This window comes from Paraglaciecola aquimarina, from assembly GCF_032464635.1.
GTDB lineage: Bacteria > Pseudomonadota > Gammaproteobacteria > Enterobacterales > Alteromonadaceae > Paraglaciecola > Paraglaciecola aquimarina.
On record NZ_JAWDIO010000002.1, the window covers coordinates 2,537,078 to 2,561,691 of the forward strand.

At 41.4% G+C, this 24,614-nt stretch carries 19 protein-coding genes and 3 pseudogenes; 8 read left to right on the plus strand and 14 right to left on the minus strand.

Annotation, left to right across the window (positions count from 1 at the left end; genetic code table 11):
• Nucleotides 1–570: 570 nt before the first annotated feature.
• Nucleotides 571–1,017 carry a FlgO family outer membrane protein gene (locus RS130_RS12660; protein WP_316026240.1) on the minus strand — a complete coding sequence of 149 codons (447 nt, stop codon included), beginning with the start codon at nt 1,015–1,017 and terminating at the stop codon, nt 571–573.
• A gap of 23 nt (nt 1,018–1,040) precedes the next feature.
• Between RS130_RS12660 and RS130_RS12665 the strand changes: the two genes are divergently transcribed.
• The gene (locus RS130_RS12665; RefSeq protein WP_316026241.1) at nt 1,041–1,244 is read left to right on the plus strand and encodes a hypothetical protein; all 204 of its coding nucleotides are present in this window, start codon (nt 1,041–1,043) and stop codon (nt 1,242–1,244) included.
• A gap of 30 nt (nt 1,245–1,274) precedes the next feature.
• On the opposite strand, the gene RS130_RS12670 is transcribed toward RS130_RS12665, so the two are convergent.
• Both RS130_RS12670 and RS130_RS12675 read right to left on the minus strand, forming a co-directional pair.
• Nucleotides 1,275–2,147, minus strand: coding sequence for a FlgO family outer membrane protein (locus tag RS130_RS12670; RefSeq protein ID WP_316026242.1), 873 nt, complete (start codon nt 2,145–2,147; stop codon nt 1,275–1,277).
• A gap of 9 nt (nt 2,148–2,156) precedes the next feature.
• Nucleotides 2,157–2,762 carry a FlgO family outer membrane protein gene (locus RS130_RS12675; protein ID WP_316026243.1) on the minus strand — a complete coding sequence of 202 codons (606 nt, stop codon included), beginning with the start codon at nt 2,760–2,762 and terminating at the stop codon, nt 2,157–2,159.
• A gap of 295 nt (nt 2,763–3,057) precedes the next feature.
• Here RS130_RS12675 and RS130_RS12680 point away from each other — a divergent pair, with 295 nt between their 5' ends.
• On the plus strand, nt 3,058–3,609 hold the full coding sequence (locus RS130_RS12680; protein WP_316026244.1) for an NAD(P)H nitroreductase: 552 nt from the start codon (nt 3,058–3,060) through the stop codon (nt 3,607–3,609).
• A gap of 1,105 nt (nt 3,610–4,714) precedes the next feature.
• Here RS130_RS12680 and RS130_RS12685 read toward each other — a convergent pair.
• From RS130_RS12685 to RS130_RS12695, 3 genes and pseudogenes are all read right to left on the minus strand, one after another.
• Nucleotides 4,715–6,048, minus strand: a pseudogene (locus tag RS130_RS12685) (DEAD/DEAH box helicase).
• Between the two features lie 154 nt (nt 6,049–6,202).
• On the minus strand, nt 6,203–6,967 hold the full coding sequence (locus tag RS130_RS12690) for a hypothetical protein (protein WP_316026245.1): 765 nt from the start codon (nt 6,965–6,967) through the stop codon (nt 6,203–6,205).
• A gap of 68 nt (nt 6,968–7,035) precedes the next feature.
• On the minus strand, nt 7,036–7,725 hold the full coding sequence (locus RS130_RS12695) for a sensor histidine kinase (RefSeq protein ID WP_316026246.1): 690 nt from the start codon (nt 7,723–7,725) through the stop codon (nt 7,036–7,038).
• Between the two features lie 234 nt (nt 7,726–7,959).
• On the opposite strand from RS130_RS12695, the gene cysB reads away from it, so the two are divergent.
• Complete coding sequence (cysB, locus tag RS130_RS12700; RefSeq protein WP_316026247.1) at nt 7,960–8,934, plus strand: HTH-type transcriptional regulator CysB; 975 nt, start codon at nt 7,960–7,962, stop codon at nt 8,932–8,934.
• Between the two features lie 335 nt (nt 8,935–9,269).
• A complete protein-coding gene (locus RS130_RS12705) occupies nt 9,270–10,247 on the plus strand; it encodes a transposase (RefSeq protein ID WP_316026248.1) in 978 nt (325 codons plus the stop codon).
• Between the two features lie 487 nt (nt 10,248–10,734).
• Here the strand turns inward: RS130_RS12705 and RS130_RS12710 are convergent.
• From RS130_RS12710 to pabB, 3 genes and pseudogenes are all read right to left on the minus strand, one after another.
• Nucleotides 10,735–12,107 (minus strand): annotated as a pseudogene (locus RS130_RS12710) (L-serine ammonia-lyase).
• A 146-nt stretch (nt 12,108–12,253) separates the two neighbouring features.
• A complete protein-coding gene (locus tag RS130_RS12715) occupies nt 12,254–12,823 on the minus strand; it encodes a CoA pyrophosphatase (protein ID WP_316026249.1) in 570 nt (189 codons plus the stop codon).
• A 14-nt stretch (nt 12,824–12,837) separates the two neighbouring features.
• Nucleotides 12,838–14,247, minus strand: a complete 1,410-nt coding sequence (gene pabB / locus RS130_RS12720; RefSeq protein ID WP_316026250.1) for an aminodeoxychorismate synthase component I — start codon at nt 14,245–14,247, stop codon at nt 12,838–12,840.
• 123 nt (nt 14,248–14,370) lie between these two features.
• Between pabB and RS130_RS12725 the strand changes: the two genes are divergently transcribed.
• Together RS130_RS12725 and rmuC are read left to right on the plus strand one after the other, a co-directional pair.
• Entirely contained in the window at nt 14,371–15,888 is a 1,518-nt protein-coding gene (locus RS130_RS12725) for a fumarate hydratase (protein WP_316026251.1), read from the plus strand.
• A 72-nt stretch (nt 15,889–15,960) separates the two neighbouring features.
• Nucleotides 15,961–17,436 (plus strand): annotated as a pseudogene (gene rmuC, locus RS130_RS12730) (DNA recombination protein RmuC).
• Between the two features lie 66 nt (nt 17,437–17,502).
• On the opposite strand, the gene RS130_RS12735 reads toward rmuC, so the two are convergent.
• Both RS130_RS12735 and RS130_RS12740 read right to left on the minus strand, forming a co-directional pair.
• Nucleotides 17,503–19,020, minus strand: a complete 1,518-nt coding sequence (locus tag RS130_RS12735) for an ATP-binding protein (protein WP_316026252.1) — start codon at nt 19,018–19,020, stop codon at nt 17,503–17,505.
• The gene (locus RS130_RS12740) at nt 18,969–20,111 is read right to left on the minus strand and encodes a PAS domain S-box protein (RefSeq protein ID WP_316026253.1); all 1,143 of its coding nucleotides are present in this window, start codon (nt 20,109–20,111) and stop codon (nt 18,969–18,971) included. The genes RS130_RS12735 and RS130_RS12740 overlap by 52 nt, the downstream gene beginning before the upstream one ends.
• A 385-nt stretch (nt 20,112–20,496) precedes the next feature.
• Here RS130_RS12740 and RS130_RS12745 point away from each other — a divergent pair, with 385 nt between their 5' ends.
• Together RS130_RS12745 and RS130_RS12750 are read left to right on the plus strand one after the other, a co-directional pair.
• Nucleotides 20,497–21,420, plus strand: a complete 924-nt coding sequence (locus tag RS130_RS12745; RefSeq protein WP_316026254.1) for an alpha/beta hydrolase — start codon at nt 20,497–20,499, stop codon at nt 21,418–21,420.
• 354 nt (nt 21,421–21,774) lie between these two features.
• The gene (locus tag RS130_RS12750) at nt 21,775–22,134 is read left to right on the plus strand and encodes a DUF2750 domain-containing protein (RefSeq protein ID WP_316026255.1); all 360 of its coding nucleotides are present in this window, start codon (nt 21,775–21,777) and stop codon (nt 22,132–22,134) included.
• A 53-nt stretch (nt 22,135–22,187) separates the two neighbouring features.
• Here RS130_RS12750 and RS130_RS12755 read toward each other — a convergent pair whose 3' ends face one another.
• From RS130_RS12755 to rimK, 3 genes are read right to left on the minus strand one after another with little or no spacing between them, the layout of a single operon-like run.
• A complete protein-coding gene (locus tag RS130_RS12755) occupies nt 22,188–22,631 on the minus strand; it encodes an ATP-dependent zinc protease family protein (RefSeq protein WP_316028050.1) in 444 nt (147 codons plus the stop codon).
• Nucleotides 22,632–22,636: 5 nt separating this feature from the next.
• Nucleotides 22,637–23,662 (minus strand): succinylglutamate desuccinylase/aspartoacylase family protein, encoded by a 1,026-nt coding sequence (locus RS130_RS12760; protein ID WP_316026256.1) that lies wholly within the window; start codon nt 23,660–23,662, stop codon nt 22,637–22,639.
• On the minus strand, nt 23,662–24,567 hold the full coding sequence (gene rimK / locus RS130_RS12765; protein ID WP_316026257.1) for a 30S ribosomal protein S6--L-glutamate ligase: 906 nt from the start codon (nt 24,565–24,567) through the stop codon (nt 23,662–23,664). The genes RS130_RS12760 and rimK overlap by 1 nt, the downstream gene beginning before the upstream one ends.
• Nucleotides 24,568–24,614: the final 47 nt, after the last annotated feature.

Here is a 24,614-nt window from a genome sequence, read left to right on the forward strand (position 1 = left end):
TCTTTAGTAAATTAGAGGAAGCCACCGCAAGTCACTAATTGTAATACAATGAACACTTGCTGCCCCTACACCACTCTATGTGTAGGGTATTATCTCTCTTAAATACTTATCGGCAGTACATAATTAAGGTTTAATTTTTTTTAAAAAAATTCACTTCCCCTTTGTTGGCTATTGCACAGCGATTGTTGATAAATGTAATTTATTGTTTTTCTACATTATTTATATTAAATCGGCAATGGAAAATAGTCTGTTTCTAAATTTCAGTTTGTCTATATTTGGTTACTTCTATAGCGTTTCTTACGGGATTGAGATATTTGCTATGTCAGTAAAGTTGATGTAAATGAGAGGCTTTATAGTGAACTCAAGCTTCTAGTGTCAGATAAAGAGTTGAAACCGAGTGAGTTTTTCACAATGCTACCCAACACTTCTATTGTCGTAAAAAGGGATATCCCTCTCCAATTTTATATACGTCATATCTAAAGTGTCCATTCTGTTTTAACCCTTTAGGAGGTTGGTTAGTTCTATTCCTATATACCTTTAAGCTGTTTAAGCTAAGGTCCACCATAGTTTTTACATTAAATTACTGACGATTATGTTCGGCAAAAATTTAGTCGAAGATGCGACGACTTGGGTGGTGGTAAAGTTTATGATGCGCGCGTTTACCACTATTCCTCGGTTGTTTTTTTGCATGGTGCCGGTTAGTACGTAGCCAATTTCTATTGGGTTGTAAAATTGCTCCATGTTGCGGGAGAATACAAAATCGCCTTTGTCGTTTACATCAAGCACACCCATTACTTTGTGGTCGGCTACTGGTAGGCCGATTTGTTGTAGGTCGTTTATGAAAGATTCGGCTAATTGAACACCTAAAGTGTCGGTGTTTTGTAATGAACTGTCTAAGTGTACAAAAGAGGCGACAATAATGGGTTGTTCTATGCGCATGCTGCTAACGTCATTGCGTAATTCTGTGGCCATTTGTTCGGTATATTCGTGCAGAATGTTAAAATGTAAATTGGCCATAGGACTATTTTTGGGGGGCGTTGGTGTCTGGCATTTGCTGTACCACCATGTCTTTGCAGGTATCAAAATTTCCAGCGTCGTCGGCACAAAGTCTTTCATTTGATTGGTTTGATAACCCCAAAATTGAACAAGCACTGCAAGTTGTGCATATAAGGCCAACAGTAATTAATTTTGTTAGTTTCAACTTTGTCGTTTGCAACATGGCGTTATTTCCAATTAATGGTTGATAATGGGCTAGGGGCTTCATCTTAATATGTTTATTCTTGGACTAGGGTTATTCTGTTAGCTGATGACACCTTTACCAATTCGGCTTTGGATAAACCTGTGTTATTCATTCTCAAATTTAGTCCTGCGTTTTCTTCAGTAGTCGCAGTTGACTGCGATGCCATTTGTATAATGGGATCGGCTATATGATAAGGTATTAAACTTTGTGCCGAGGCTACGACGGCTTGTGATTTTATGCCAATAATCCGAGCATTAACCAAGTACCCATCGGCATTTCTGAGCATAGTACCACTGACGATGTACCGAGCTGGCATATCGCCACTGAAGTCTTGATAGTCTTTGCTAAATGCAAAGTCACCTTGTTCAGTAACACGAATATATCCGGTAGTTTTATAGTCAATTACCGGAATACCAAACTTATGCACTTCATGGATCAGGCTCTCGGCTAATTGGTTACCTAAAATGTTATATTCGTTATAGTTGCTGTCCAGCATGACAAAGCTGGTAACGGCTACGGGTGTAGTAGCGTTAACGTACTCTAAGTTAGCCATTAAATCTTGCATCATGCCACGAGCATAATAGTTAATGTCGTATTGTGCGCTATTTTGCTGGTCGAGTTTTGCTTGTAAGTGTTGTTGCTGCGTTAGTAACTCCATTTCCTTTGGTGAAGCTAAGGCATGGGAATTTCTAGTTTCGCTATTTTGAAATTGTTTTTGGAACGCCATGCTAGATTGTAACGGGTCTGCGTTTTGATCGACTGTACTAATTTGCGCTGTCTCTTGATGTTGCATGGTATCTTGGGCAGTGGTGTTTTGTCCTGGTTCAAAAAGAGCACAGCTACTTAGTAGCAATGTACAGCTGTACGCAGATAAGTTAACGAGTACCGATGATGGGGTAAATTTCATAATTTTCTCCTAGTATCCGTTACGATAAATTTGGTTGTTTTTAACAGCGACTTTTGCCGTACTCCACATGGTGTCGTTGGGGATGTAATCTGTGGCGGCTGCTAAAACAATATTGTCTGACACTTGTATAAGGCGAATATTTACCATAGTGCTGTTTTCTTGTGGGGTATAGGTGCCGGTTAAAAAGTAGTCTGCGGAAATGTGTTGGTTTAGATGTTTTATATCTCGGCTCAACATTTGGTCTGCAACAGGGGTGATTTTAATCGTAGGAGTGGCTTTATATTCAACCACTTTTAGACCCGCCTGGGTGACAAAGGTCATAAGACTTTCTTGGATTTGAATGCCCAAAGCTTGTTGTTGAGGCAATGCTTCGCCGCTGTCACCTAAGGTCGGTAAAATCGTGCCGACAGCGACGTTACCTTGTTCGTCTAGTATTTGTGACGTGTTCAATAATTGTCTAACTAGTTTTTCAACTTGTTTATGTAAGCTGTTTTGATTTTGGCTGTCGGGCAATTGACCCTGCAAGTTGCTAGCTTGGGCTGTTTGACTATGCTCAGCCATAGCGCAACTGGTTAAAAACACTATGCATGGTATAAACACTAATAAATGACGCATATATAACTCGTGTACTCGTTTAAGTCTTGTTTTGATAAAAGCAAAAAAAGTGCCAAGGATCTAATTAAATGGATCTGCGTGAATCAGAATGCGCTTATCAACAAGTGCTATGTGGCTAATTGGGAGCTGTTGTGCTGATTCCATTAAGTTTTTACTGAATGTAGGTTGACCGATTGGTGTTGCTACTACTGAATGAACTGGCTGAGTGACGAGGAAACATTTTTACTTATGGGTTTCAATCACGCAGTCAAGTGAATATCATGACGCCAGTCAAAAGATATATAGAGTAAAGTTAATGCAGGCCTTAGATTTATTATTAAACAGAAGTTCTCAACCTCGATTACAAAACCCCGCGCCAGAAGGGCAGGCGTTAGAAAATATCATGCAAGCAGCCCTAAGAGCCCCAGATCATGCTGCGTTAACGCCTTGGAAATTTATTGTATGCCAAGGCAACGGCCTTACTCGTTTAGGTGAAATATACCAACAAGCTGCAATTAAGGCGGGCAAACCGGAGAAAGACATTGAGCGGGCACCGCAATTACCGGTGAGGGCACCTATGGTGATTGTGGCTATTTCTAAATATCAAGATCACGAAAAAGTCCCATGGGTAGAACAAGTGGCTTCTACTTCATGTGCTGTAAACAATATGCAAATGGCGGCCCTTGCTCAGGGGTTTGGTGGTGTATGGCGAACCGGTTGGTATGCCCAGGACGAGCAAGTTAAGCATGCGCTTAATTTGTCAGAAAAAGATGAAATAGTCGGCTTTTTGTATTTAGGCACAACATGTACTGAAGTCATGCCAAAACCCGCCAAAAATAGCGCAGATTACTTTGAATTTTGGCAGTAGAGGTAATTTCTGAAAGGGTGGGGAAGTAGTAAACAGTCCCGAGCTAGGCGTGACAAAATGCGAGCTAGGAGTGATAGGTGACGAGCTAGGAGTGATAGGTGACGAGCTAGGAGTGATAAGTGTCGAGCTAGGATTTTTGAGCTAAAGCAAATGCACCTTCGTCATTCCGGTAGTGTGTTGAGCCGGAATCGGTTTTCTGGTTATGTTGTTACCATTTTTACTTGTACTTATTCGGCCATGTGGATCCCTGCTAAAAGCATGCAGGGATGACGGAGCCTTATGCAGGGATGACGAAGCGCAATGTAGGGTTGACTAAGTTTTATGGAGGGTTGATTAAGTTTTATGAAGTGATACCGAAACCTAATGAAGAAAGAACTGGCTTGATGTTGTAGTGTCGCCTTAATGACTTGCAGAGTTATGCATTATTGCTCGTCATTCCGGTGGTGTGTTGAGCCGGAATCGGTTTTCTGGTTATGTTGTTACCATTTTTACTTGTACTTATTCGGCCATGTGGATCCCTGCTAAAAGCATGCAGGGATGACGATGCCTTATGCAGGGATGACTAAGCGTTATGCAGTGATGACAAAGCGCAATGTAGGGTTGACTAAGTTTTATAAAGTGATACCGAAACCTAATGAAGAAAGAACTGGCTTGATGTTGTAGTGTCGCCTTAATGACTTGCAGAGTTTTCATTATAGCTCGTCATTCCGGTGGTGTGTTGAGCCGGAGATCGGTTTTCTGGTTATGTTGTTACCATTTTTACTTGTACTTATTCGGCCATGTGGATCCCTGCTAAAAGCATGCAGGGATGACGGAGCCTTATGCAGAGTTATGCATTATTGCTCGTCATTCCGGTGGTGTGTTGAGCCGGAGATCGGTTTTCTGGTTGTGTTGTTACCATTTTTACTTGTACTTATTCGGCCATGTGGATCCCTGCTAAAAGCATGCAGGGATGACTAAGCGTTATGCAGGGTTGAGGAAGCCTTATGCAGGGATGACTAAGCGTTATGTAGGGATGACTAAGTTTTATAAAGTGATACCGAAACCTTATGAAGAAAGATTTGGCTTGATGTTGTAGTGTCGCCCTATAGGACGACCTACAGGGTTATTCAGATTCATCATCAATTGGTTTATTAACGGCTCGAGGTTTACGTTTTAAAGGTACGTCTCCTACTTCTTTGCCTTGCATGGTATTCACTCTACTTGGCGCCTGTTGAGGCTTGGCTTTTTGCTTGGCCTTTTTGTCGGAGGCCGTTTTGTTATTGCTGCCTTTGGTTTTAGTTGGTTTGAGTCCTTTAAATTTAGCTTCAAGCCCTTCGATTGCGTTAAACTCAATGGTTTGTTGTAAAAAACTTTTTATCGCTAAAAAGCTATACCAGTCTTTCGGCCCAACAAAAGATACAGCTTCACCTTTGTTCCCAGCGCGGCCTGTTCGGCCAACACGGTGTACATATTCATCGGCTAACTTAGGTAAGTCAAAATTTACAACTAAGGCCACGTTGAGTAAATCTAATCCACGTGAAGCTATGTCGGTTGTGACCAATATATGCTGTTGGCCGCGGCCAAATTCGCTCATGATATTGTTTCTTTGCCCTTGGGTTAAATCACCGCTTAAGGCAATGGCGTGCATATCTTGTTCTTTGAGTAAAGTGGCTAACCTTTCTGTGTCTGAGCGCGTAGCGGTAAACACTATAATTTGTCGATAGTCTTGTTGCTGGATCACATGACTTAGCATCGCTTCTTTGTGGGTGACATTATCAGCCAAATAAAACTGCTGTTGTATGTCTTTGTGCTCTTCGCTGGATGAGCCCACACTGATCCGTTGTGGACTTTTAAGCAGCGACTGGGTGAGTTGATGCATTGCGGCGCTATCAAGGGTAGCTGAAAACATCATCGACTGGCGTTTTCTGTGATCTGCCGCTTGGTTAATTTGACGAAGTTCCGCGGCAAAGCCTAAATCGAGCATTCTGTCTGCTTCATCCAGTATTAATAGTTCTAAACCATTTAGAAATAATGATTTACCCGTTAAGTGATCTACTACTCGGCCGGCCGTACCTACTACAAATTGAGGGTGATGTTTTAGCGCTTTGACTTGGTCGTTAAAATTCTCGCCACCTAATATTAAAGCGGCTTTCAACGGTTGTTTAGCAATTAGCGCTTTAAGTTGTAAAAATACTTGTTTAGCTAATTCTCGAGTGGGGCCAAGATCAGCACTCTAGGATCCCGTCGGCTAAGGGGTTGTTTGGTTAACACTCGATGTACAGCTGGTAAAAGAAAGGCTAGGGTTTTTCCTGATCCCGTTTTAGACGATGCAATTAAATCTTTGCCCATTAATCCATAGGGAATGGCTTTACTTTGAATCTCGGTAGGCGATGTTAACCCCTTAACTTCAAGTGATTTTAATAAATTATGATGTAGGGACAGGTCGGTGAATTGCAAAGATAAAACTCTCGAATGGATGAATTAGTGCGATTATACCCAATATCCTTGAAATTGCACGGCTTAGACGAAGGTTGAGTCTTTCTCGTTAGGCTTTTTTCGGGATTCTTTTTGATGTCAGAAAAGGCCGTTTAGCAGAGTCTAGAAAGAGGAGTTACCACTTTTTCTTTTCAGAAAATAACTCATCCAGTTCGTCTTTTTCAGAGGCTTCTCGTTCGGCAACATCTTTTTTATTGACGTTTTTCAGAGAGTTTTCCAAGTTATTTAGTTGATCTTCTAGTTGTGCTTGCTTGTTGGTCATATAGGCGGTTGGCGATGGCTGAGAGGATAAAGCGCCAATGGCTTTTTCTAAACATTGTCTAGCAGAACCCATTTGGTTGTTGCGTATAGCGACATCGACTCGTCGCACTAACGTATCTACATTCGCTCTTAATTGTAAGCTTTCTAGTAACTTATCTTCTGCTAAAAATACACGGCTTTCTATTCGCCCTTTTTTAAATTCGGCTCTCAAGATAGTTCTCAGGGTTTTCACGCCACGAATAAATTGAATAACTTGTTTGTCACCTTGAGGTAATTGAAAATTGTCTTCGCTGGGAGGCGGTGTATTAATATTGAGGGCCTTAATGCTGTCTTCTAAGGTTTTGATTTGTCTAGCAATGTCATTGCTACCCTCTTTCATTTGCTGCAGGATCTTTAATGCATGCAAGATGCGCCGCTGTAAAATGAACATTAATCTTTGCGAGGTAGGGATGGACTCAGACGCTAATATCGTTGCCTCTGTACCTTCTATAATGTTTCTCTGCTTTGCCAATTGAGCACGACGTTCAGATTCAATTTTATTGTTATGCTGCTGTATCGCATTAACAATGATGCCAACCAGCACCAAAACGATTATTAATACAATAATTACTGTAAACATCTATTCAATCCCAGCATGCGTGACTATTTATCTTATGTAATTGACGGTTCATAACAATATAATTTTCACTATGGTAATTTTAATATAAAAATACTTCCGCCTAATGCGCCACCGTTTTCTAAGGTGATGCTGCCTGTTAATTCGTCGGTACTGTGAGCGTGGGCGATGAGCTTCGCAAAAAACAAACCTAAACCAGTTCGGCCCTGACTTATATCGTATTCTTGCATGGTAATATTATTGGTATTTAACATTGATTGCGGATAGCCAGGCCCATCGTCTTCCACTTTAAATACTAAGTATTGGTCTTCGGTATAAACACTCAGTTTGATCTTTTTCTTACTGTAACGCATGGCGTTAATTAGTACGTCGTTCAATAATATACAAACTAAATCTGCGTCTAGGTACCATACTAAATCGGCCGAATGCTCAACTTCTAAACTCATATTTTTATGATTGATGTAACTTTCATTGGTCGCGACTAGTTCTTCTACCATTTCGTCTAGGAAGTTTTCATCAATATTTATTGGTAGATTATTCAAACCTGCGCGATACAAAGACAACAGTTGCACTAGACCCGTATTTAATCTGGCTGCTTCATAATGAGCTGAGGCAAGGTGCTCTCGAGTAATATTGTCATGGGATGCCACAGATTGACTCAAATTTTCAATTGACTGAAGCAATAAACATAGTGAATTCTTCATGTCATGAACTGCAGAGGCTAAGACCGTTGAAAAGTCTATTGAATTTTGATCAGCCATTACTTGTATTCTCGTCGTTTCAATTAAGTACCTAGCAATATATCTTATATTATTGAAATAACTAATGATATTAACAAACTTAAGCTAGGTCTTTAGTGCTGTATTTTTGCTCTAAAATTGCATTTGGCGGAATTAATTAGAACATTTTGATAAAAAAAATTGGAATTTGCTTTCTCAAAGTTATATAACGTTTTATTATATGCAAATTACACAAAATAAAAACAAGGCTTCGCCATGAAATTACAACAACTCAGATACATTGTTGAAGTACTCAACAATAACTTAAATGTCTCAGCTACGGCTGAAAGCTTGTATACCTCTCAACCGGGTATTAGTAAACAAGTGAGGATGTTAGAAGATGAGTTGGGCGTACAAATTTTCGGTAGAAGTGGTAAGCACCTTACCCACGTAACCGAAGCTGGACAAGATGTAATTAATATTTCACGAGAGATATTGGCCAAAGTAGAGAGTATTAAAGCTGTTTCTAGAGAGCATACTCTGCCTGATCAAGGTAAGTTAAATATTGCCACTACTCATACTCAGGCACGCTATGCATTGCCTGAAGTCATTAAAGGCTTTATGCATAAATATTCAAAAGTTTCGTTACACATGCATCAGGGAACGCCATCACAAATTAGTGATTTGGCTGCAAAAGGAGAAGCAGATTTCGCCATTGCAACCGAATCCTTGCATTTATATAACGATTTAGTGATGTTGCCTTGTTATCACTGGAATCGCAGTATTATTGTTAATCGCGAACACCCATTAGCCAAGAAAAGCACTATTACCATAGAAGATATTGCTAACTATTCATTGGTGACTTACGTGTTCGGCTTTACCGGGCGCTCTTCTCTAGATCAAGCCTTTAGCAATGCAGGCTTAGAACCTAAAATTGTATTTACTGCCACTGACGCCGACGTGATTAAAACCTATGTACGACTAGGTGTGGGCGTAGGTGTTATTGCATCTATGGCTATTGACGATAAGTTAGATGCTGATTTAGTAAAAATAGATGCCAGTCACCTATTTGAGTACAGTACGACCAAAATTGGATTTCGCAAAGGATCATTTTTACGCAGCTATATGTACGAATTTATAGAACGCTTTGCGCCGCATTTAACCAAGTCTGTGGTTGAAAAGGCTATGATGCTGAAAAACAATGAAGAAGTTGAAAAAATGTTTAAAGGCTTAACCTTACCCGTTAGGTGAAGTCCCAAAAAAGTGTATGTCGCGGCTGTTGAGCAATAAACTCGGATTAAAAAGCTGCGTCGAGTTAAACATATACAAACGCCGTCATTCACTAAAATGGCGGCGTTTTTGTTTATCTGGCTTGGCACAGCGTAAAAGTGGTTGATCGCTAGCTTTAACTTATTCAATCAACTTCACTCAAGATACCCATAACAGTTTCTTCAGTAGAGAAGTAAGGACACCCATAGGAGAAGTAAGAGAAAACAAGGACACCCATCACAATTTGATAAATCGTAGATTTATACTAGACTATCGTTAAGCGGTTGTGCTTGTGTTTATTCATTTTCGGAGGCGTTATGACTCAGAAAAGAGCCAGTTTAATCAGTTTATCAGACACCCCATTTTATCATTGTGTTTCCCGTTGTGTGCGCCGTTCATTCTTGTGTGGCATTGACCATTATTCAGGGCAAAATTATGAGCACAGGCGGGCTTGGGTAGAGGAGCGCTTGTTGTTTTTGTCTTCGGTGTTTGCCATTGATATTTGTGCTTATGCGGTGATGAGCAATCACGTACATGTGGTGTTGCATGTGGATGTAGACAAAGCGCTAAATTGGTCGAATAAACAGGTATTAGCGCTGTGGCATACGCTCTATAAGGGGACGTTGTTGACCCAGAGGTTTATGCGAGATGATGAGCTAACAAAAAGTGAAATGCATACTCTTGAAGACACCATTGCGGTTTATCGCCAGCGTTTGCACGACATCAGTTGGCTCATGCGCAATCTCAACGAGCACATCGCCCGAGAAGCCAACAAAGAGGACGAGTGCACTGGCAGGTTCTGGGAAGGGCGGTTTAAATCACAAGCTCTGTTAGATAACAGAGCTCTACTAGCCTGCATGGCCTATGTGGATTTAAATCCCATTCGCACAAAAATAGCGACAACCCCTGAAAACTCCCATCACACCAGCATTCAAAAACGCATTCACGCGTTGAAAACTAACCAACACCCACCCCACACGCTGTTGCCATTTGTGGGTAACCCTAGGCAAAACATGCCCAAAGGCATTTCATTCTCATTAAAAGATTACTGCGAACTAGTGGATATAACAGGCCGTGTCATTCGCGAAGATAAACAAGGCCATATCGCCACCACCCAACCAGCAATATTACAAAGATTGGGGCTATCAGACGCACAATGGCTCACCCTTACCACAGAGTTCGAACAACACTTTTGCTATGCCGTTGGCTCAGAGCACATGATGCGACAATTTGCTGAGCATACCCATCACCGGCAAATACAGGGCATTAGCAACGCGAGAGCCTTATTGGCTTAATCAAAAATTCTGTCAACGCACATCCCATCCCCGTACAGCGCGGATTGAGCATACCTACCATTCAGTAAAAACAGTGGTTTTTTCACTTTTTACACATCAAAACTCAAGCAACCTAGAAATGTATAACGTTAAGAATAGGCCAAGCACTTCGATTGCCTATTTGCGAACGTTAACTAGAAATTATGGGTGTCTTAATTGTTAGGTGATGGTTGCCCTAACTATTAATTGTTAGGTGATGGTTGCCCTAACTATTAGTTATGGGTGTCCCTACTATTACTAACTATTAGTTATGGGGTTTAACTGCTAGGTGTGTATTACTGGCCGGATGCAGTTGATTATCCCTGCTTTGTGTTTGATGATTGGGTTGTTAGTATGCAACATGATAGTTGCTTTTTTTGTTTTGATTTAAAGGTTAGACGCCTTTTTCACAAAGGATACTCTCTACTTTGCGAGAAAAAAGGTCAGGCAAAGTCGAGAGCGAGTCACTTTAGCACTCAATTATATTCACAGCTAAACCGCCTCTGGCGGTTTCTTTGTATTTTGATTTCATATCATTGCCTGTGTCGCGCATTGTTTTGATGACTTTATCAAGTGAAACTTTGTGTTGGCCGGTTCCTCGTAAAGCTAATCTTGACGCGTTGATGGCTTTAATCGCGCCCATGGCATTGCGTTCGATACAAGGTACTTGCACCAGTCCTCCTACAGGATCACAGGTCAACCCTAAATTGTGTTCCATGCCAATTTCAGCCGCATTTTCTACTGTATCAACTGTTCCACCCATTATTTCAGTTAAGGCTCCAGCTGCCATCGAGCAGGCAACGCCAACCTCGCCTTGGCAGCCCACTTCGGCACCTGAAATCGAGGCATTCTTTTTGTATAAAATGCCAATGGCAGCGGCGGTTAATAAATATTGGCTGACCACGTCGGGGTCAACGGGACGAATGAATTTGTTAAAATAACACAATACCGCGGGGATAATACCTGCCGCGCCATTGGTGGGAGCGGTAACGACTCGCCCCCAGCAGCATTTTCTTCATTCACCGCTAATGCGAATAAATTAACCCAGTCCATTGCAATCATAGGATCAGTTGTTTGCTCGCTTTGTAAACGACGATACAACGATGGTGCTCGTCTTGTGACTTTTAAACCACCTGGCAGAATACCTTCGCTTTTTATTCCTGTCTCTATACTTGCCAACATGACTTGCCAAATATGCCAGAGTTTATCAATGATATCTGTTTTCCCTTGAAATACTTGTTCGTTACGCAGCATTAACGCACTAATGCTTAAACCATTTTCTTTGCACATTTCTAGTAATTGTTTGGCACTTGAAAAATCAAAAGGAACGGGCTGTTGTGCTAAGTTTAACGCTGCTAATTTTTGTTCGGCAAAATCTTGCTGACGAATGATGAATCCCCCACCAATGGAAAAATAAGTCTGTGAGTGGAGTAACGTATCTGCCTTATAAGCTTGAATAGTCATGCCGTTGGGGTGTTGGCTAAGAGTTTTTCGACGATGGAAAACAATACTGTGTTTGTTGGCAAAAGGAATCGTTTTCTCGCCGTTTAAACAAAGTAATTGCTGGTTATGAACGTGGTCGAGCAAGTTGTCGATTAGGTTGCTATCAATGCTCTCTGGATCATAACCCGATAAACCTAAGATGACTGCTTTGCCAGTACCGTGGCCTATACCGGTTTGACCTAAAGAGCCGAATAACTCAACCTGTACCTTATCTACCTGAGTAAATACTTTGTAATCCTGCAGTTGTAGACAAAAGGCTTTGGCTGCGCGCATAGGGCCTACGGTATGTGAACTGGATGGCCCAATGCCTATGCTGAACATATCAAAAATACTAATCATGTCATCGCTTATTGAGGAGGCACTTAGCTTAAGTTTGCGGGCTAAAGGTTGTTTCAACAAGTATGTGAATGGCAAAAAGTTTAGGTTTAGCTGTAAAGATAAGTTTATAGCTCACATGTACCGATATGTGGCCGTACTGCAGCTACCTAGCTGAAGTGATAGGATAAGTTTCTGACAAAGGCGGCGGTGGCGCCCCAAATGTTATATTGCTGCCAAGGTATAAAATATACGGGATGTTGGATATTGTTTCGTTTTACCCAGTGAGTGAGATGATTCTTTGGGTCGAGTAAGTAAGTTAATGGCACTTCAAAGGTGCTATCAACTTCATTTGTGTCGAGCCTCAAGTCCACGGGGTGTTCGATGAATCCGATGTAGGGAGTCACTTCAAATTGGCTGGTTGTTCTATAAAGGGGCAGGTTACCAATAACTTTGATCCTAGTGGCATCGATCCCGACCTCTTCTTCGGTTTCACGTAATGCGGTATGAACTAGCGAGTTGTCAGTCGGTTCTTGTTTGCCGCCAGGAAAACTAATTTGCCCGCCATGGTGTTTTAAATGTTTGGCTCGCAGGGTAAACAATACTGTCAACCTATCTTGATGCTGAATAATGGGGATAAGCACGGCTGCGGGTTTTCCTAGTGTTTTTAGCGGATAATCACTATCGTAACGGATACTGCCACTATTAATGAAGCCTGTTAAAAACTGTGTTTTATTCATTTTAGGCGATAACTCTAAACCGATTTAACCTTCAAAATGGGCAATATTTTAGACACTTTATCTAAACTTTCCTGATATTCATCTAAGTCTTTTGAATCAACCACAATGCCTCCACCGGCCCAACAGTAAATTTTATTCTGTGACTCGGCGCGTTCGCACAACAACGTTCGAATACAGATATTGGTATCCATGTCACCTTTTAGACCAATGTAACCGACACTTCCACAATAAATATTACGATTATTGGGCTCTAGTTCGTCGATAATTTGCATGGCACGAATTTTCGGTGCGCCAGTAATGGAGCCTCCAGGAAACGCGCCAGCAAGCAAATCTAAAGGGCTACTGTTAGGTTTTAACTTGCCAGTGACTGTGCTAACGAGATGATGCACAGCATTGAAGCTCTCTATTTGAAATAATTCGGGGACTTTTACGCTGCCCGCTTCACAATGTTTACTCAGGTCGTTACGCAACAAGTCTACAATCATTAAGTTTTCAGCATGATCTTTCTCTGCGTTCAATAAGGACTCAATATGCTGCTTGTCTTCTAGGGGCGTTTTGCCTCTTGGTCTTGTACCTTTAATTGGTTTGGTTTGTACATGTTGTTTTTTTACTGCAATAAACCTTTCTGGTGAAATGCTCAGAATGACGCTACTTGCAAGGCGAATAAAAGCCGAGAAAGGCGCTTGATTGCTATTAGTTAGCTGCGTGTAAGCTGCCCATTCGTCTCCTTCATAGGTACTTGAAAAGCGCTGAGCTAAATTTACTTGGTAACAATCACCAGCATGCAGGTACTCAGTTATCTTTGCTATTTTCTGCTGATACTGTGCTTGATCCATATTGGCCCGCCATGGTTCACTCAAAGTAAAATTTTGCTGTGGACATTTCTTGCTGACTAATGACTCAATTGCTGATGTGTCGGGGTGAGGGAACTGGGATAAGTAACACAAATAAAACTGACCAGTTTGTTTATTTTTGATAACACTCCAAGTGTAGATACCCACAGCCATGTCTGGCGTACCATATTCCTTTGGTTTTTGATAAGGCAAAGTTTCAAATTGGCGACCTAAGTCATAGCCAAAATAGCCCACCGCTCCTGCGACAAAAGGTAAATCTGTCTTTATATCTTGGCCATTTATATACTGGTCTTTTAGAGTTTGTAATAGCGCTATTGGATTGCCTGTATGGGTTTCAGACCGAGAGGTTGATTTATGCCAAATAACATGTGAATTCCCCTCAGTAGTAATAGTGGCAATGGGATCAGCAACAAATATATCGAATTTTGCGTCTTGATGAACGCCATTCGATGAGTCTAATAACATAGACCAATCACACTGTGCGTAAGGTGTAAAAATATCGGCAATAGATACAGACGGGGCTAAATTTAATGGACTAATCGTCACTACAGGTTTTTCTTGCTTCATCATTTGTGTGTTTTATGTACTAGCAAATATTTGTTGCTGAATTGAGGCGGATTTATCGTGGAGCTAATTGTGATAGCAGGTTATCATAATTGCTAAAAAGTTATCCTACAAATTCAAGAGGCGCCCATGACTGTTATTCGTCAGCAAGATTTTATTGATAGTATCGAAGAATCCTTACAATTTATTTCTTATTATCATCCACTTGATTATATCCAAGCGGTTGAAAAAGCCTATAACAAAGAACAAAGCCAAGCCGCAAAAGACGCGATGGCTCAAATTTTAATTAACTCACGTATGTCTGCTGAAGGTAAACGACCTTTATGCCAAGATACAGGTATAGTGACTTGTTTCGTTAAAATAGGCATGGCGGTTCAGTGGGATAAAACAGACTTAACCGTACAACAAATGGTTGACGAAGGTACTCGCCGTGCTTATTTAAATCCAGACAATCCGCTACGAGCTTCTATCGTCGCTGATCCGGCTGGCAAACGAATCAATACCAAAGACAATACCCCTGCAGTTGTACATATTGATACCGTGCCCGGCGATAAAGTTGAAGTGATGATTGCGGCTAAAGGGGGCGGTTCAGAAAATAAATCTAAAATGGTGATGTTAAACCCAAGTGATGATATTGCTGAATGGGTAGTAAAAACGCTACCGACTATGGGGGCGGGGTGGTGTCCTCCTGGAATGTTGGGTATAGGTATTGGTGGAACAGCTGAAAAAGCAGCAGTATTGGCCAAAGAAAGCTTAATGGATCCGGTTGATATTCAAGAGTTAATGGATAGAGGCGCCCAAACCACAGAAGAGAAGCTTCGTTTAGATATATTCAAAAAGGTCAATGATTTAGGTATTGGTGCGCAAGGCTTAGGTGGTTTAACGACAGTCGTTGATATTAAGATCAAATCTGTTCCTACCCATGCTGCATCTAAACCAGTAGCTATGATCCCCAATTGTGCCGCCACTCGTCACGCGCATTTTTATTTAGATGGCACTGGTCCAGCCGAATTTACACCGCCTAAGTTAGAAGACTGGCCTAAAGTGACTTGGGAGGTAAGTGAAGGCACCCGTCGCGTTGACCTAAATACTGTCACCAAGGAAGAAATCCAAGAGTGGCGCGTAGGCGAAACCGTGTTGTTATCAGGTAAAATGTTAACGGGTCGCGATGCTGCCCACAAACGTATCCAAACCATGTTTGAGAATGGAGAAGGTTTGCCTGAAGGCGTCGATTTAACCAATAAGTTTATATATTACGTTGGTCCAGTTGACGCGGTAGGCGACGAAGCTGTTGGGCCGGCTGGCCCTACAACGGCAACTCGCATGGATAAGTTTACGGATATGATGTTAGAGCAAACAGGCATTAGTGGCATGATAGGCAAAGCCGAACGTGGTCCAGCGACAGTCGCTAGTATTGCCAAACATAAATCAGTCTATTTAATGGCTGTGGGTGGTGCTGCATATCTGGTCTCTAAAGCTATTAAAAAAGCCAAAGTCGTCGCGTTTGAAGATTTAGGAATGGAAGCGATATACGAGTTTGATGTGGAAGATATGCCTGTGACTGTCGCAGTTGATAGCACTGGCGCTAACGCACATGAAACTGGACCGGCTATTTGGAAAGTGAAAATAGCAGAAGCCAACCAATAACCAACAAAGATAACAGCGGCCTTTGTGGCCGCCGTTGTTTTCGCCGCTTTACCTCCCGAGTTAATACACGCTATGCCTGAATTTAATGATCCTATTACGATGTCAATCTACGCTGCTTTATTTTTGGCGGGACTTTTAATTGGCGCAATCGTTGTCGCTATGCGGAGTAAAACGAAACAAAATCAAATGCTTGAACAAGCAACAGCGCTTAGTCAACAACAAGAAGTGAGTTTAAGAAACCAACTCGCTCAACAAGATATACTGCTAAAAGAATACAGTGCAGAACAAAAACAAGCTCTAGCAGAGCAATTGACTATGCAAAATAAATTAGGTCAATTGAGTCAACAAGTCGAACGTATTGCAGAGTTAGATAAAGAAAAACAACATTGGCAACAAGAGTATTTGCGTAGTAACAAACTTGCCGCCGACCTTCGTACTCAACTCAGTGCTCAGCAGGCAAAATTTGAACAGGAACAACTCGCCAGTCATGAAAAGCTTACTCTACTAGAAAATGCCGAAAAAAGGCTACAGCAACAATTTGAAAACCTAGCGAATAGAATATTTGAGCAAAAACAAGAAAAGTTTAGTCAATCCAGTAAAGATAGTTTGGACAATATATTAGCGCCGTTTAAGCAACAAATTGAAGGGTTCAAGCGCCAAGTAACGGATCAATACGTCAAAGAAGGCCAAGAGCGCGCTTCTCTAAAAACTGAAATTCTCGGCCTAAAAGAGCTTAATCAACAAATTACCCATGATGCCGCGGCGTTAACCAAAGCGTTAAAAGGCGATAATAAAACCCAAGGCAATTGGGGAGAAGTTGTACTCGAGAGGATCTTAAAAGAATCGGGGCTGCGCGAAGGTCATGAGTTTGATACCTAGGTTTCGCTAAAAAATGAGCAAGGCAAAGTATATCAACCCGATGTGGTGGTGCACTTACCTAATGACAAAGATGTTGTCGTTGATTCAAAAGTGTCGTTAGCCGCGTATGAGCGATATTTTAATGAACAAGAAGACGAGCTGGCTCGCGGACTGCATTTAAAAGAGCATATTAATTCGTTACGTTCACATATCAAAGAGTTAGGTAAAAAAGACTATCAAGACTTAAATGGTATTCGTACTTTAGATTATGTGCTGATGTTCATTCCTATCGAATCGGCATTTTTGTTGGCTGCAGATCAAGCCCCTGACCTGCTCAAGCTAGCGTTCGATAACAATATTATGTTGGTTAGTCCGACGAACTTGTTGGTGGCGCTGCGCACCATTAATAATATTTGGCAATACGAATATCAAAATCAAAATGCACAAAAAATTGCTGAAAACGCCGCCAAGTTATACGACAAGTTTCATGGCTTTGTGACGGACATGGATAAGATTGGTAAGTCTATTGAATCGACCCAAAAAAGTTATGAAGGGGCGATGAATAAATTATCATCAGGCAAAGGTAACTTAGTTAGGCAAGTTGAACAATTTCGTAAGTTGGGCGTACAGAGCAATAAAAAACTAGCGACAAGCTTACTCACCCAAGCCGAACTTAATGATGAAGACTAGTTGCAGCCGCCTCAATATTAAATGTAGCAACATTGGGGGCGTAATATTTTGATGATCAGGTGATGACTAATCATCTAGGTGATGGGCATTGTACAAGTTTGAATTGACAATTAGTGTAATGGCTTGCTCAAATTCAAAATCAAATATCGCAGATTGTACTTGCTCACTTTCATCGGCGGGAAGCGCCGCATAAAGTGGGGCTAATAATGTGTCATTTATTTCTCCATTAGAAAGGGAGTCGAGGATTGCCTCCAGTTGCTCTAGAGGCAAACTAGCACTTGCTTGAGTAGCAGATGTTGGGCTGGTTGATGAGATCCCAACGTTTGGCATTTCAATGCCGACGTCGAGTTTAACTTGTGTTAGTGCTAAGGAAACTTCGCACCATATTTCTGCACAATGCTGATTTAGTTGTTTAAGATTAGCGTCAGCAGTGTTTTGCACATCGTCGAGTAACTCTTCTAATTTTTCACATAACTTTACGCTTCGATACAAACACAAGTTAGCTGCCGAACCTTTGGTTTTATGAGCAAGTGCAGCTTGTTCAGGCAGCGTTTTATTGGCCGCGTCTGAAAGTTCGTTGATCATCTTATCGACAAAGTGCACCGCTTGTTTGGCTAACTCTTCACGGCTACCCCAGCGGCTGCTGCCTGACACCCAGTCGATTGATAAATCTTGGTCTTGTAATCGATTTATCTCTGATTCAGGCGTCGTGGTGTTGTCAGTGTGGGTCCCGGTAACTCGCTCTATTTCAGCCAATAACTGTTCTAGCTCTACGGGTTTGCTGGCAAAACCGTTCATACCAGCGGTAACGGTTGCCAAGCGATCTACCTCTTGGACGCTGGCGGTTAACGCAATAATGGCAATTGGCTGACGATTATGTTGCTTTTCCCAAGAGCGAATCAGCTTAGTGGCTGAAAGTCCATCTACGCCGGGCATATGTAAATCCATTAAAACAAGATCAAAATATTGCTGTTTAACCTGTAAATAGGCTAATTCGCCATCACTGACAGACGTTACTTTATGACCTAATCTACCCAGTCTAAGTTCTAGTAAGTCTGAGTTTTGTTTGACATCATCAGCCACTAAAATACTCAGAACAGAGGTGGCCGGCTTCATTACTTCTAAGGGGAGGCAAGACAAGTCGTCTTGTACTTCTACCAGAGGCAAAATAATAGTAAAGATGCTGCCTTTGCCCATTGTGCTTTGTACTTCTATTTTTCCGCCCATTAGTTTTGCTAATTGTTGCGAAATAGTTGTGCCCAAACCAGTACCGCCGAAACGGCGAGTAACAGTGGCATCGGCTTGTGAAAAGGGATCGAATATTTGCTCTAGTCTTTCTTCGGATATACCAATTCCGCTGTCTTCAATACTTATTGCAATGTGACTTCCACGTTTACTAACGCTCAAGCGAACAAATCCCTTGAGGGTAAACTTAATCGCGTTACCTATCAGGTTCATTAATATTTGTTGAATGCGATGGGCATCGCCATTGAAAGTCTCAGCTAAGGATTTTTCATATTCAAACATCAAGGCTAAATTTTTTGCGACGCGCTGAGTTGCAAGGTTTTTTGTACATCGGCACATAGTTTACGTAACGAAAAGATTTCGTTTTCAAGTGCCACATTACCGTGTTCAAGCTTCGCCGTATCTAGAATATCATTTAATAATCGCAGCAGCGAAAAAGCCGAGTAATGGACAGTTGAAAGGTGCTGACGATGAGCGTCTAAAATGGTTTCGTCTTCTAACAATAATTCTGTATAGCCGATAATGGCATTCATTGGTGTGCGAATTTCATGGCTCATATTTGCCAAAAAGTCATTTTTGGACTTTGCTGCTATTTCAGCATTGTCTTTCGCTTGCCTCAATGCCATTTCCATTGCTTGGCGTTCTGACAAATCATTGACAAACTTCATGATGCGAACAGGTTTACCTGTTGGCCCTAAAATGGGATTGTAGGTGGCATAAATATGAACGTTCTGGCCACTTTTATTTTTTCTGACAAACTCACCCGATTGAAACACACCACGTCGTAACTTATCCCAATGGGCAATGTATTTTTTACTCTTTGTTTCTTCTTTGTCACAGAGTATGGCGTGATGTTGACCAATTAATTCTTCAGCACAATAGCCCATCAAGGTTAAAAAGTTTTGATTGGCATCGACAATATTTCCTTGTAGATCAAACTCAACAACAGTTAATGCTTTGTGTAAACCACACACTATACTCTGTAGATCGGCACTATATGTTTTTTGCAGGGTAATGTCGGTCGCATATTTTATAAAACGCAGTACCTTACCAGAATTATCTAACACTGGGTTGTATGAAGCCTGCAACCATACTTCTTTATTATTTTTATCTAGCCGAGAGAACTCACCTGAATGGTTGGAGCCATTACGCAGGGTTTGCCAAAATGTTTTGTACTCTTCACTTTGGGCAAATTTCGCATCTACAAAAATACTATGATGCTGGCCGACAATCTCTTGCTCGGTATAACCAAAAATGGTCAAGAAATTCTGATTGGCACGTAAAATATAACCATTCAAGTCAAATTCAATTATGGCTTGAACACGATCAATGGCTCTTTGGTTATTTTCCAACTGACAAATTTTATCGAGTAAGGCGGCTTGTGTATCAGAATCGGCTAGGGACATATGCTTATCTATCTGAGGTTTCATCACGATAGAAAAATTCTAGCATAGTTATTTACTCAAATCGCCCATTAGTAAAGTTGATATAAGCCGCCAGCTCCCTTTGTGGCTAGATTAAGTTTGCATGTCGTCACCTTTATCAAGACACCCATCATTATGTGTGTGGACTTTAGGTTAGTTGTAGTTTGCGTAGATTGGGGAAATCGAGAACTATGCAAACTAAGGTGTACAATGACTTGTTTCAAATATGGTAATGCAGGGGCAAGTTCAGGCAAGATGGTTTTACATGCAACAGAAACCACCGGCAAAGCCCCGTGGCCGAAAAATTAATTGTGCTGTACATACGTATTCAGATTGAGCTAACAGCTTTCTATCATCAAAATAGCGTTTTTATTTTGGCGCGGGTGTGATCATGAGATTTTTGGCCTTATTGTGTGCGGTATCAATGTTTGTATCGACTTTCGGTTTTGCTTCAGCTCCTTCATTTGAAGTCGCTAAGGGCAAATTGGATATTGTTACCAGTGTTAAGTCGGCTTTTGTGCAAGACAGAGATATATATGTTTGGCTTCCACCTGGATACAGCTCCAGTAAAAAATATGATGTGCTGTACATGCATGATGGGCGGATGTTATTTGATGCCAACCAAACCTGGAATAAGCAAGAGTGGCAAGTGGATGAGGTGGTGGCCGGTTTAATTGAACAGAAACGTATTCGGCCAATTATTGTAGTGGGGATCCCTAACGCTGTAGAAAACCGCCATAGCGAATATTTCCCGCAACAACCTTTCGAAACTCTATCAGTAGCCAAACAAGATGCGCTTTATCAAATTGAAAAACATCCTGGATCCAAGTTATTTTCTGCAAAAGTGTACTCTGACAGTCACGCAAAGTTTTTGATTAAAGAAGTGATCCCCTATGTTGAGTCTCATTATTCAGTCAACAAAGGCGGTGCTCACCGCTATATTGCAGGCTCTAGTATGGGGGGGCTTAGCTCGTGGTATACATTAATGAATTATCCAACAGATTTTGCTGGTGCGATTTGTATGTCGACTCATTGGCCCGGAATTTTTTCAATGGATGAGGAAGTGTTTACTGCGTTTAAAACTTACTTTGCTCAACATTTAGCGCAACTTAGCACACACAAGATATATTTTGATTATGGCGATGCTACTTTAGATGCTATGTATCCGCTGTTACAGAAACAAATCGATGAAATACTTGAGCAACAGGCTTACCCTCGACAGCAATGGAAAACTGAGTACTTTCGAGGGGAGAATCACAGTGAAAATGCATGGGCTAAGCGATTGCACATTCCCCTAGAGTTTATGTTTCAATAGCTATTTGGCGTCAATCTACAAGAGTTGTAGGTGGTTGGTTAGCGTTAACTAGGCACTTGCTGCAAAGGCAAATGAAAGCAAGCAAAGCATGTTGAATTGACTGTTGCAGTTCATGGGCAGAGGATTTTAGGTTGACTGAAAGTATTTGCCGTGCTGTTGATGCAACAGCCACTGGTTTTTAGTCTACAGTCAATCCACCTAATATTATTCTGTTTGCGACAAATGTGAGTTTAGCGTTGTTCGTATTCGGTTATCTACGTATGATTGCTGACGAACATTTTGACGTTATTTATGTGTAAGGCTTTGTTTGAATTGACTTACACCACGCTATTTACTCAACATAAGAAATTTAACATGACAGATACTACTCCTCCTGTGGCCGATTTCATGGCACAAGTAAAAAACACCCAAACGATCTGGGCTCTACAAGACAAGGCCAGTGAAGGCTGGGTGATTTTGGATTCAATTAATTTTGAAGATACAGATGTCATGCCTGTCTGGTCTAGCAGGGCATTAGCTCAAAATCACTGTGTTGATGAGTGGCAAGATTATCAACCTATGGCGATCAGTTTGGCTGATTGGTTAGAGTTTTGGGTAGAGGATTTAGCTGAGGATAATGTATTAATTGGTGTTGAGTGGCTAGATGGTGGCGAATATCTGGAACTTGAGTTAGCTGAATTTAGTCAAATGTTGGCCAAGCTCGAACAATTATAAGAGATAAACACTCATGTTGCTAAATTGGAACATGAGTGTTTTTAAAGATAGATCTAGTCGTTTTTGGTTAACAAAAACTCATGTTCAGGATCAACTATTAATCTACCTGCCATTGTTTCGCGGCCCAATAACATTAAATATTTCATGCTGGAGCGATCGGTTAACGTGAGCTGTATTTTCCATTGCATACCGGCAATTAAAATGTTCGTTTCAATTACGTAGCGATGCTCATATGTTCCGTTTGAACTTTTCACTTTTCGTTGACTTTTCGCTATGGCTTCTCGTTGCACCAATTTATTCACGTCGTGAGTATCTGGATGAATATCAAAACTAATCCAGGTTTTATTGTCTCGTTGAAACTCTTTTATATTGTCAACGTGCAACGAAGAAGTCGTGGCTCCTGTATCAACACGTGCTTCTAAACCTGTTAGGCTAAGGTCGGGCAGATCACATAGCTCTAAGGCTCCAACCAGATGTTTTTTATTATCTATCTGCATCATTTTTAATACACTATTGAAGGTTCATTTAGGACTAAGTTATCTTGCAACAACTCTAGGTGTTCGGCAACTGAGTCGGGTTTTCTAAAGTAGGCAATATGGTACATCGCTTCTCCTTCTTGGGTCAGCGGAATGTTTTGCTTGCCAATGATTACACCCTCTTCTGGGCTAATAACCTTATTCAATTCAGTTCCGAATGGATCCGCTATTATCGCCAAGATGTCGCCTTTACTGACATGATCACCCAATTGAGCGACATGGTTGACGAAACCACTATCGTTAGCCCTAACCCAACCACTTTGGCGAGCAATGAATTGATCTATTTTATGACCTTGGCCTTTTCGGTTATTCAACATGCCAATTTCGCGCATCACATTGACTATGCCTTTCACCCCAGCTCGTATCGAGTATTCATCGTATCTTAGCGCTTCGCCTGCTTCATAAAGTAGCACTTTAGTATTCATTTCTGCGGCCGCTTCACGCAATGAGCCAGGTCTGATGTCTGCGTTAAGTAGCACAGGTAAACCAAAGGCTTTGGCTAAATGCAAGGTTTCTTTATCGTCAAGGTTTGCTCGCACTTGCGGTAGATTGCTGCGATGAATCGCGCCAGTGTGCAAATCGATGCCATAGTTACATTTAGAGACGATTTCGTGAATAAATAAATGAGCCAATCTGCCGGCCAGTGAACCTTTTCTACTGCCCGGAAAACTGCGGTTGAGATCACGTCTATCGGGTAAGTAACGACTTTGATTGAGAACACCATAAGTATTGACTATCGGCACAGCAATAAGAGTGCCTTTCAAAGAACGGATAGAATTACTTTTGAGTAGACGATTGATAATTTCTATGCCGTTAAGTTCGTCACCATGGATAGCCGCACTGATAAAAAATGTCGGTCCGTCTTTTCTACCTCGTTTGACATAAACGGGCATCGACATATGGGTGTCTGTGTAGAGAGGGGGCATGGGGAGCTCAATTTTTTTACTTTCACCTGCTTTTATCGTGACTCCGCCAATTACGATAGGTTCCATTAGCCTTTACCTTTGGTCTTGTTGCTAAAAGGTTTGGCGTTTTTGACAATACAATCAATAATCATTGAAGCAACATCTTTGCCTGTCGCACTTTCAATGCCTTCTAAACCGGGAGATGAATTAACCTCCATTACCACAGGTCCTGCGTTAGAGCGCAGTATATCTACCCCACACATGTTTAGGCCCATGGTTTTGGCAGCATCGACTGCTGTTTTTCGCTCTTCGGGAGAAAGTCTTACAACACTAGCCGAACCACCGCGATGCAAGTTTGATCTAAATTCTCCTGGAGCCGCTTGTCTTTTCATTGCTGCCACAACTTTACCGCCAACAACTAAACAGCGAATATCAGCGCCGCCAGCTTCTTTAATATATTCTTGGACTAAAATATTGGCTTCTAGGCCCATAAAGGCTTCGATGATCGCTTCTGCTGTTTTTTGGGTATCGGCTAATACCACACCAATACCTTGCGTCCCTTCTAGTAATTTAATCACAACGGGCGCGCCGCCAACATTTTTGATCAGATCGCCAATATTATCAGGGTGGTTGGCAAACCCAGTGCGAGGCATTCCAATACCTTTACGGGATAATAGCTGTAAAGAGCGCAATTTATCTCTGGAACGACTAATGGCCACCGATTCGTTAATACTATAGGTGCCCATCATTTCAAATTGTCTAACGACAGAGGTGCCGTAAAAGGTCACAGATGCGCCAATACGTGGTACTACTGCGTCGTAATATGGTAGAGGTTTTCCTTTGTAACGCACCGACGGTTTATTACTGGTGATATCCATATAACAATGCATTGTATCGATAACGTCAACTTGATGGCCTAAGTTTGTGCCAGCTTCAACTAAGCGTTTTGTAGAGTAAAGTTTGGGATTACGTGACAAAATTGCGATGCGCATTTTTAGTGTCCAATGTTTAGATTTAGTGCATAGTAATCGTACTTTAT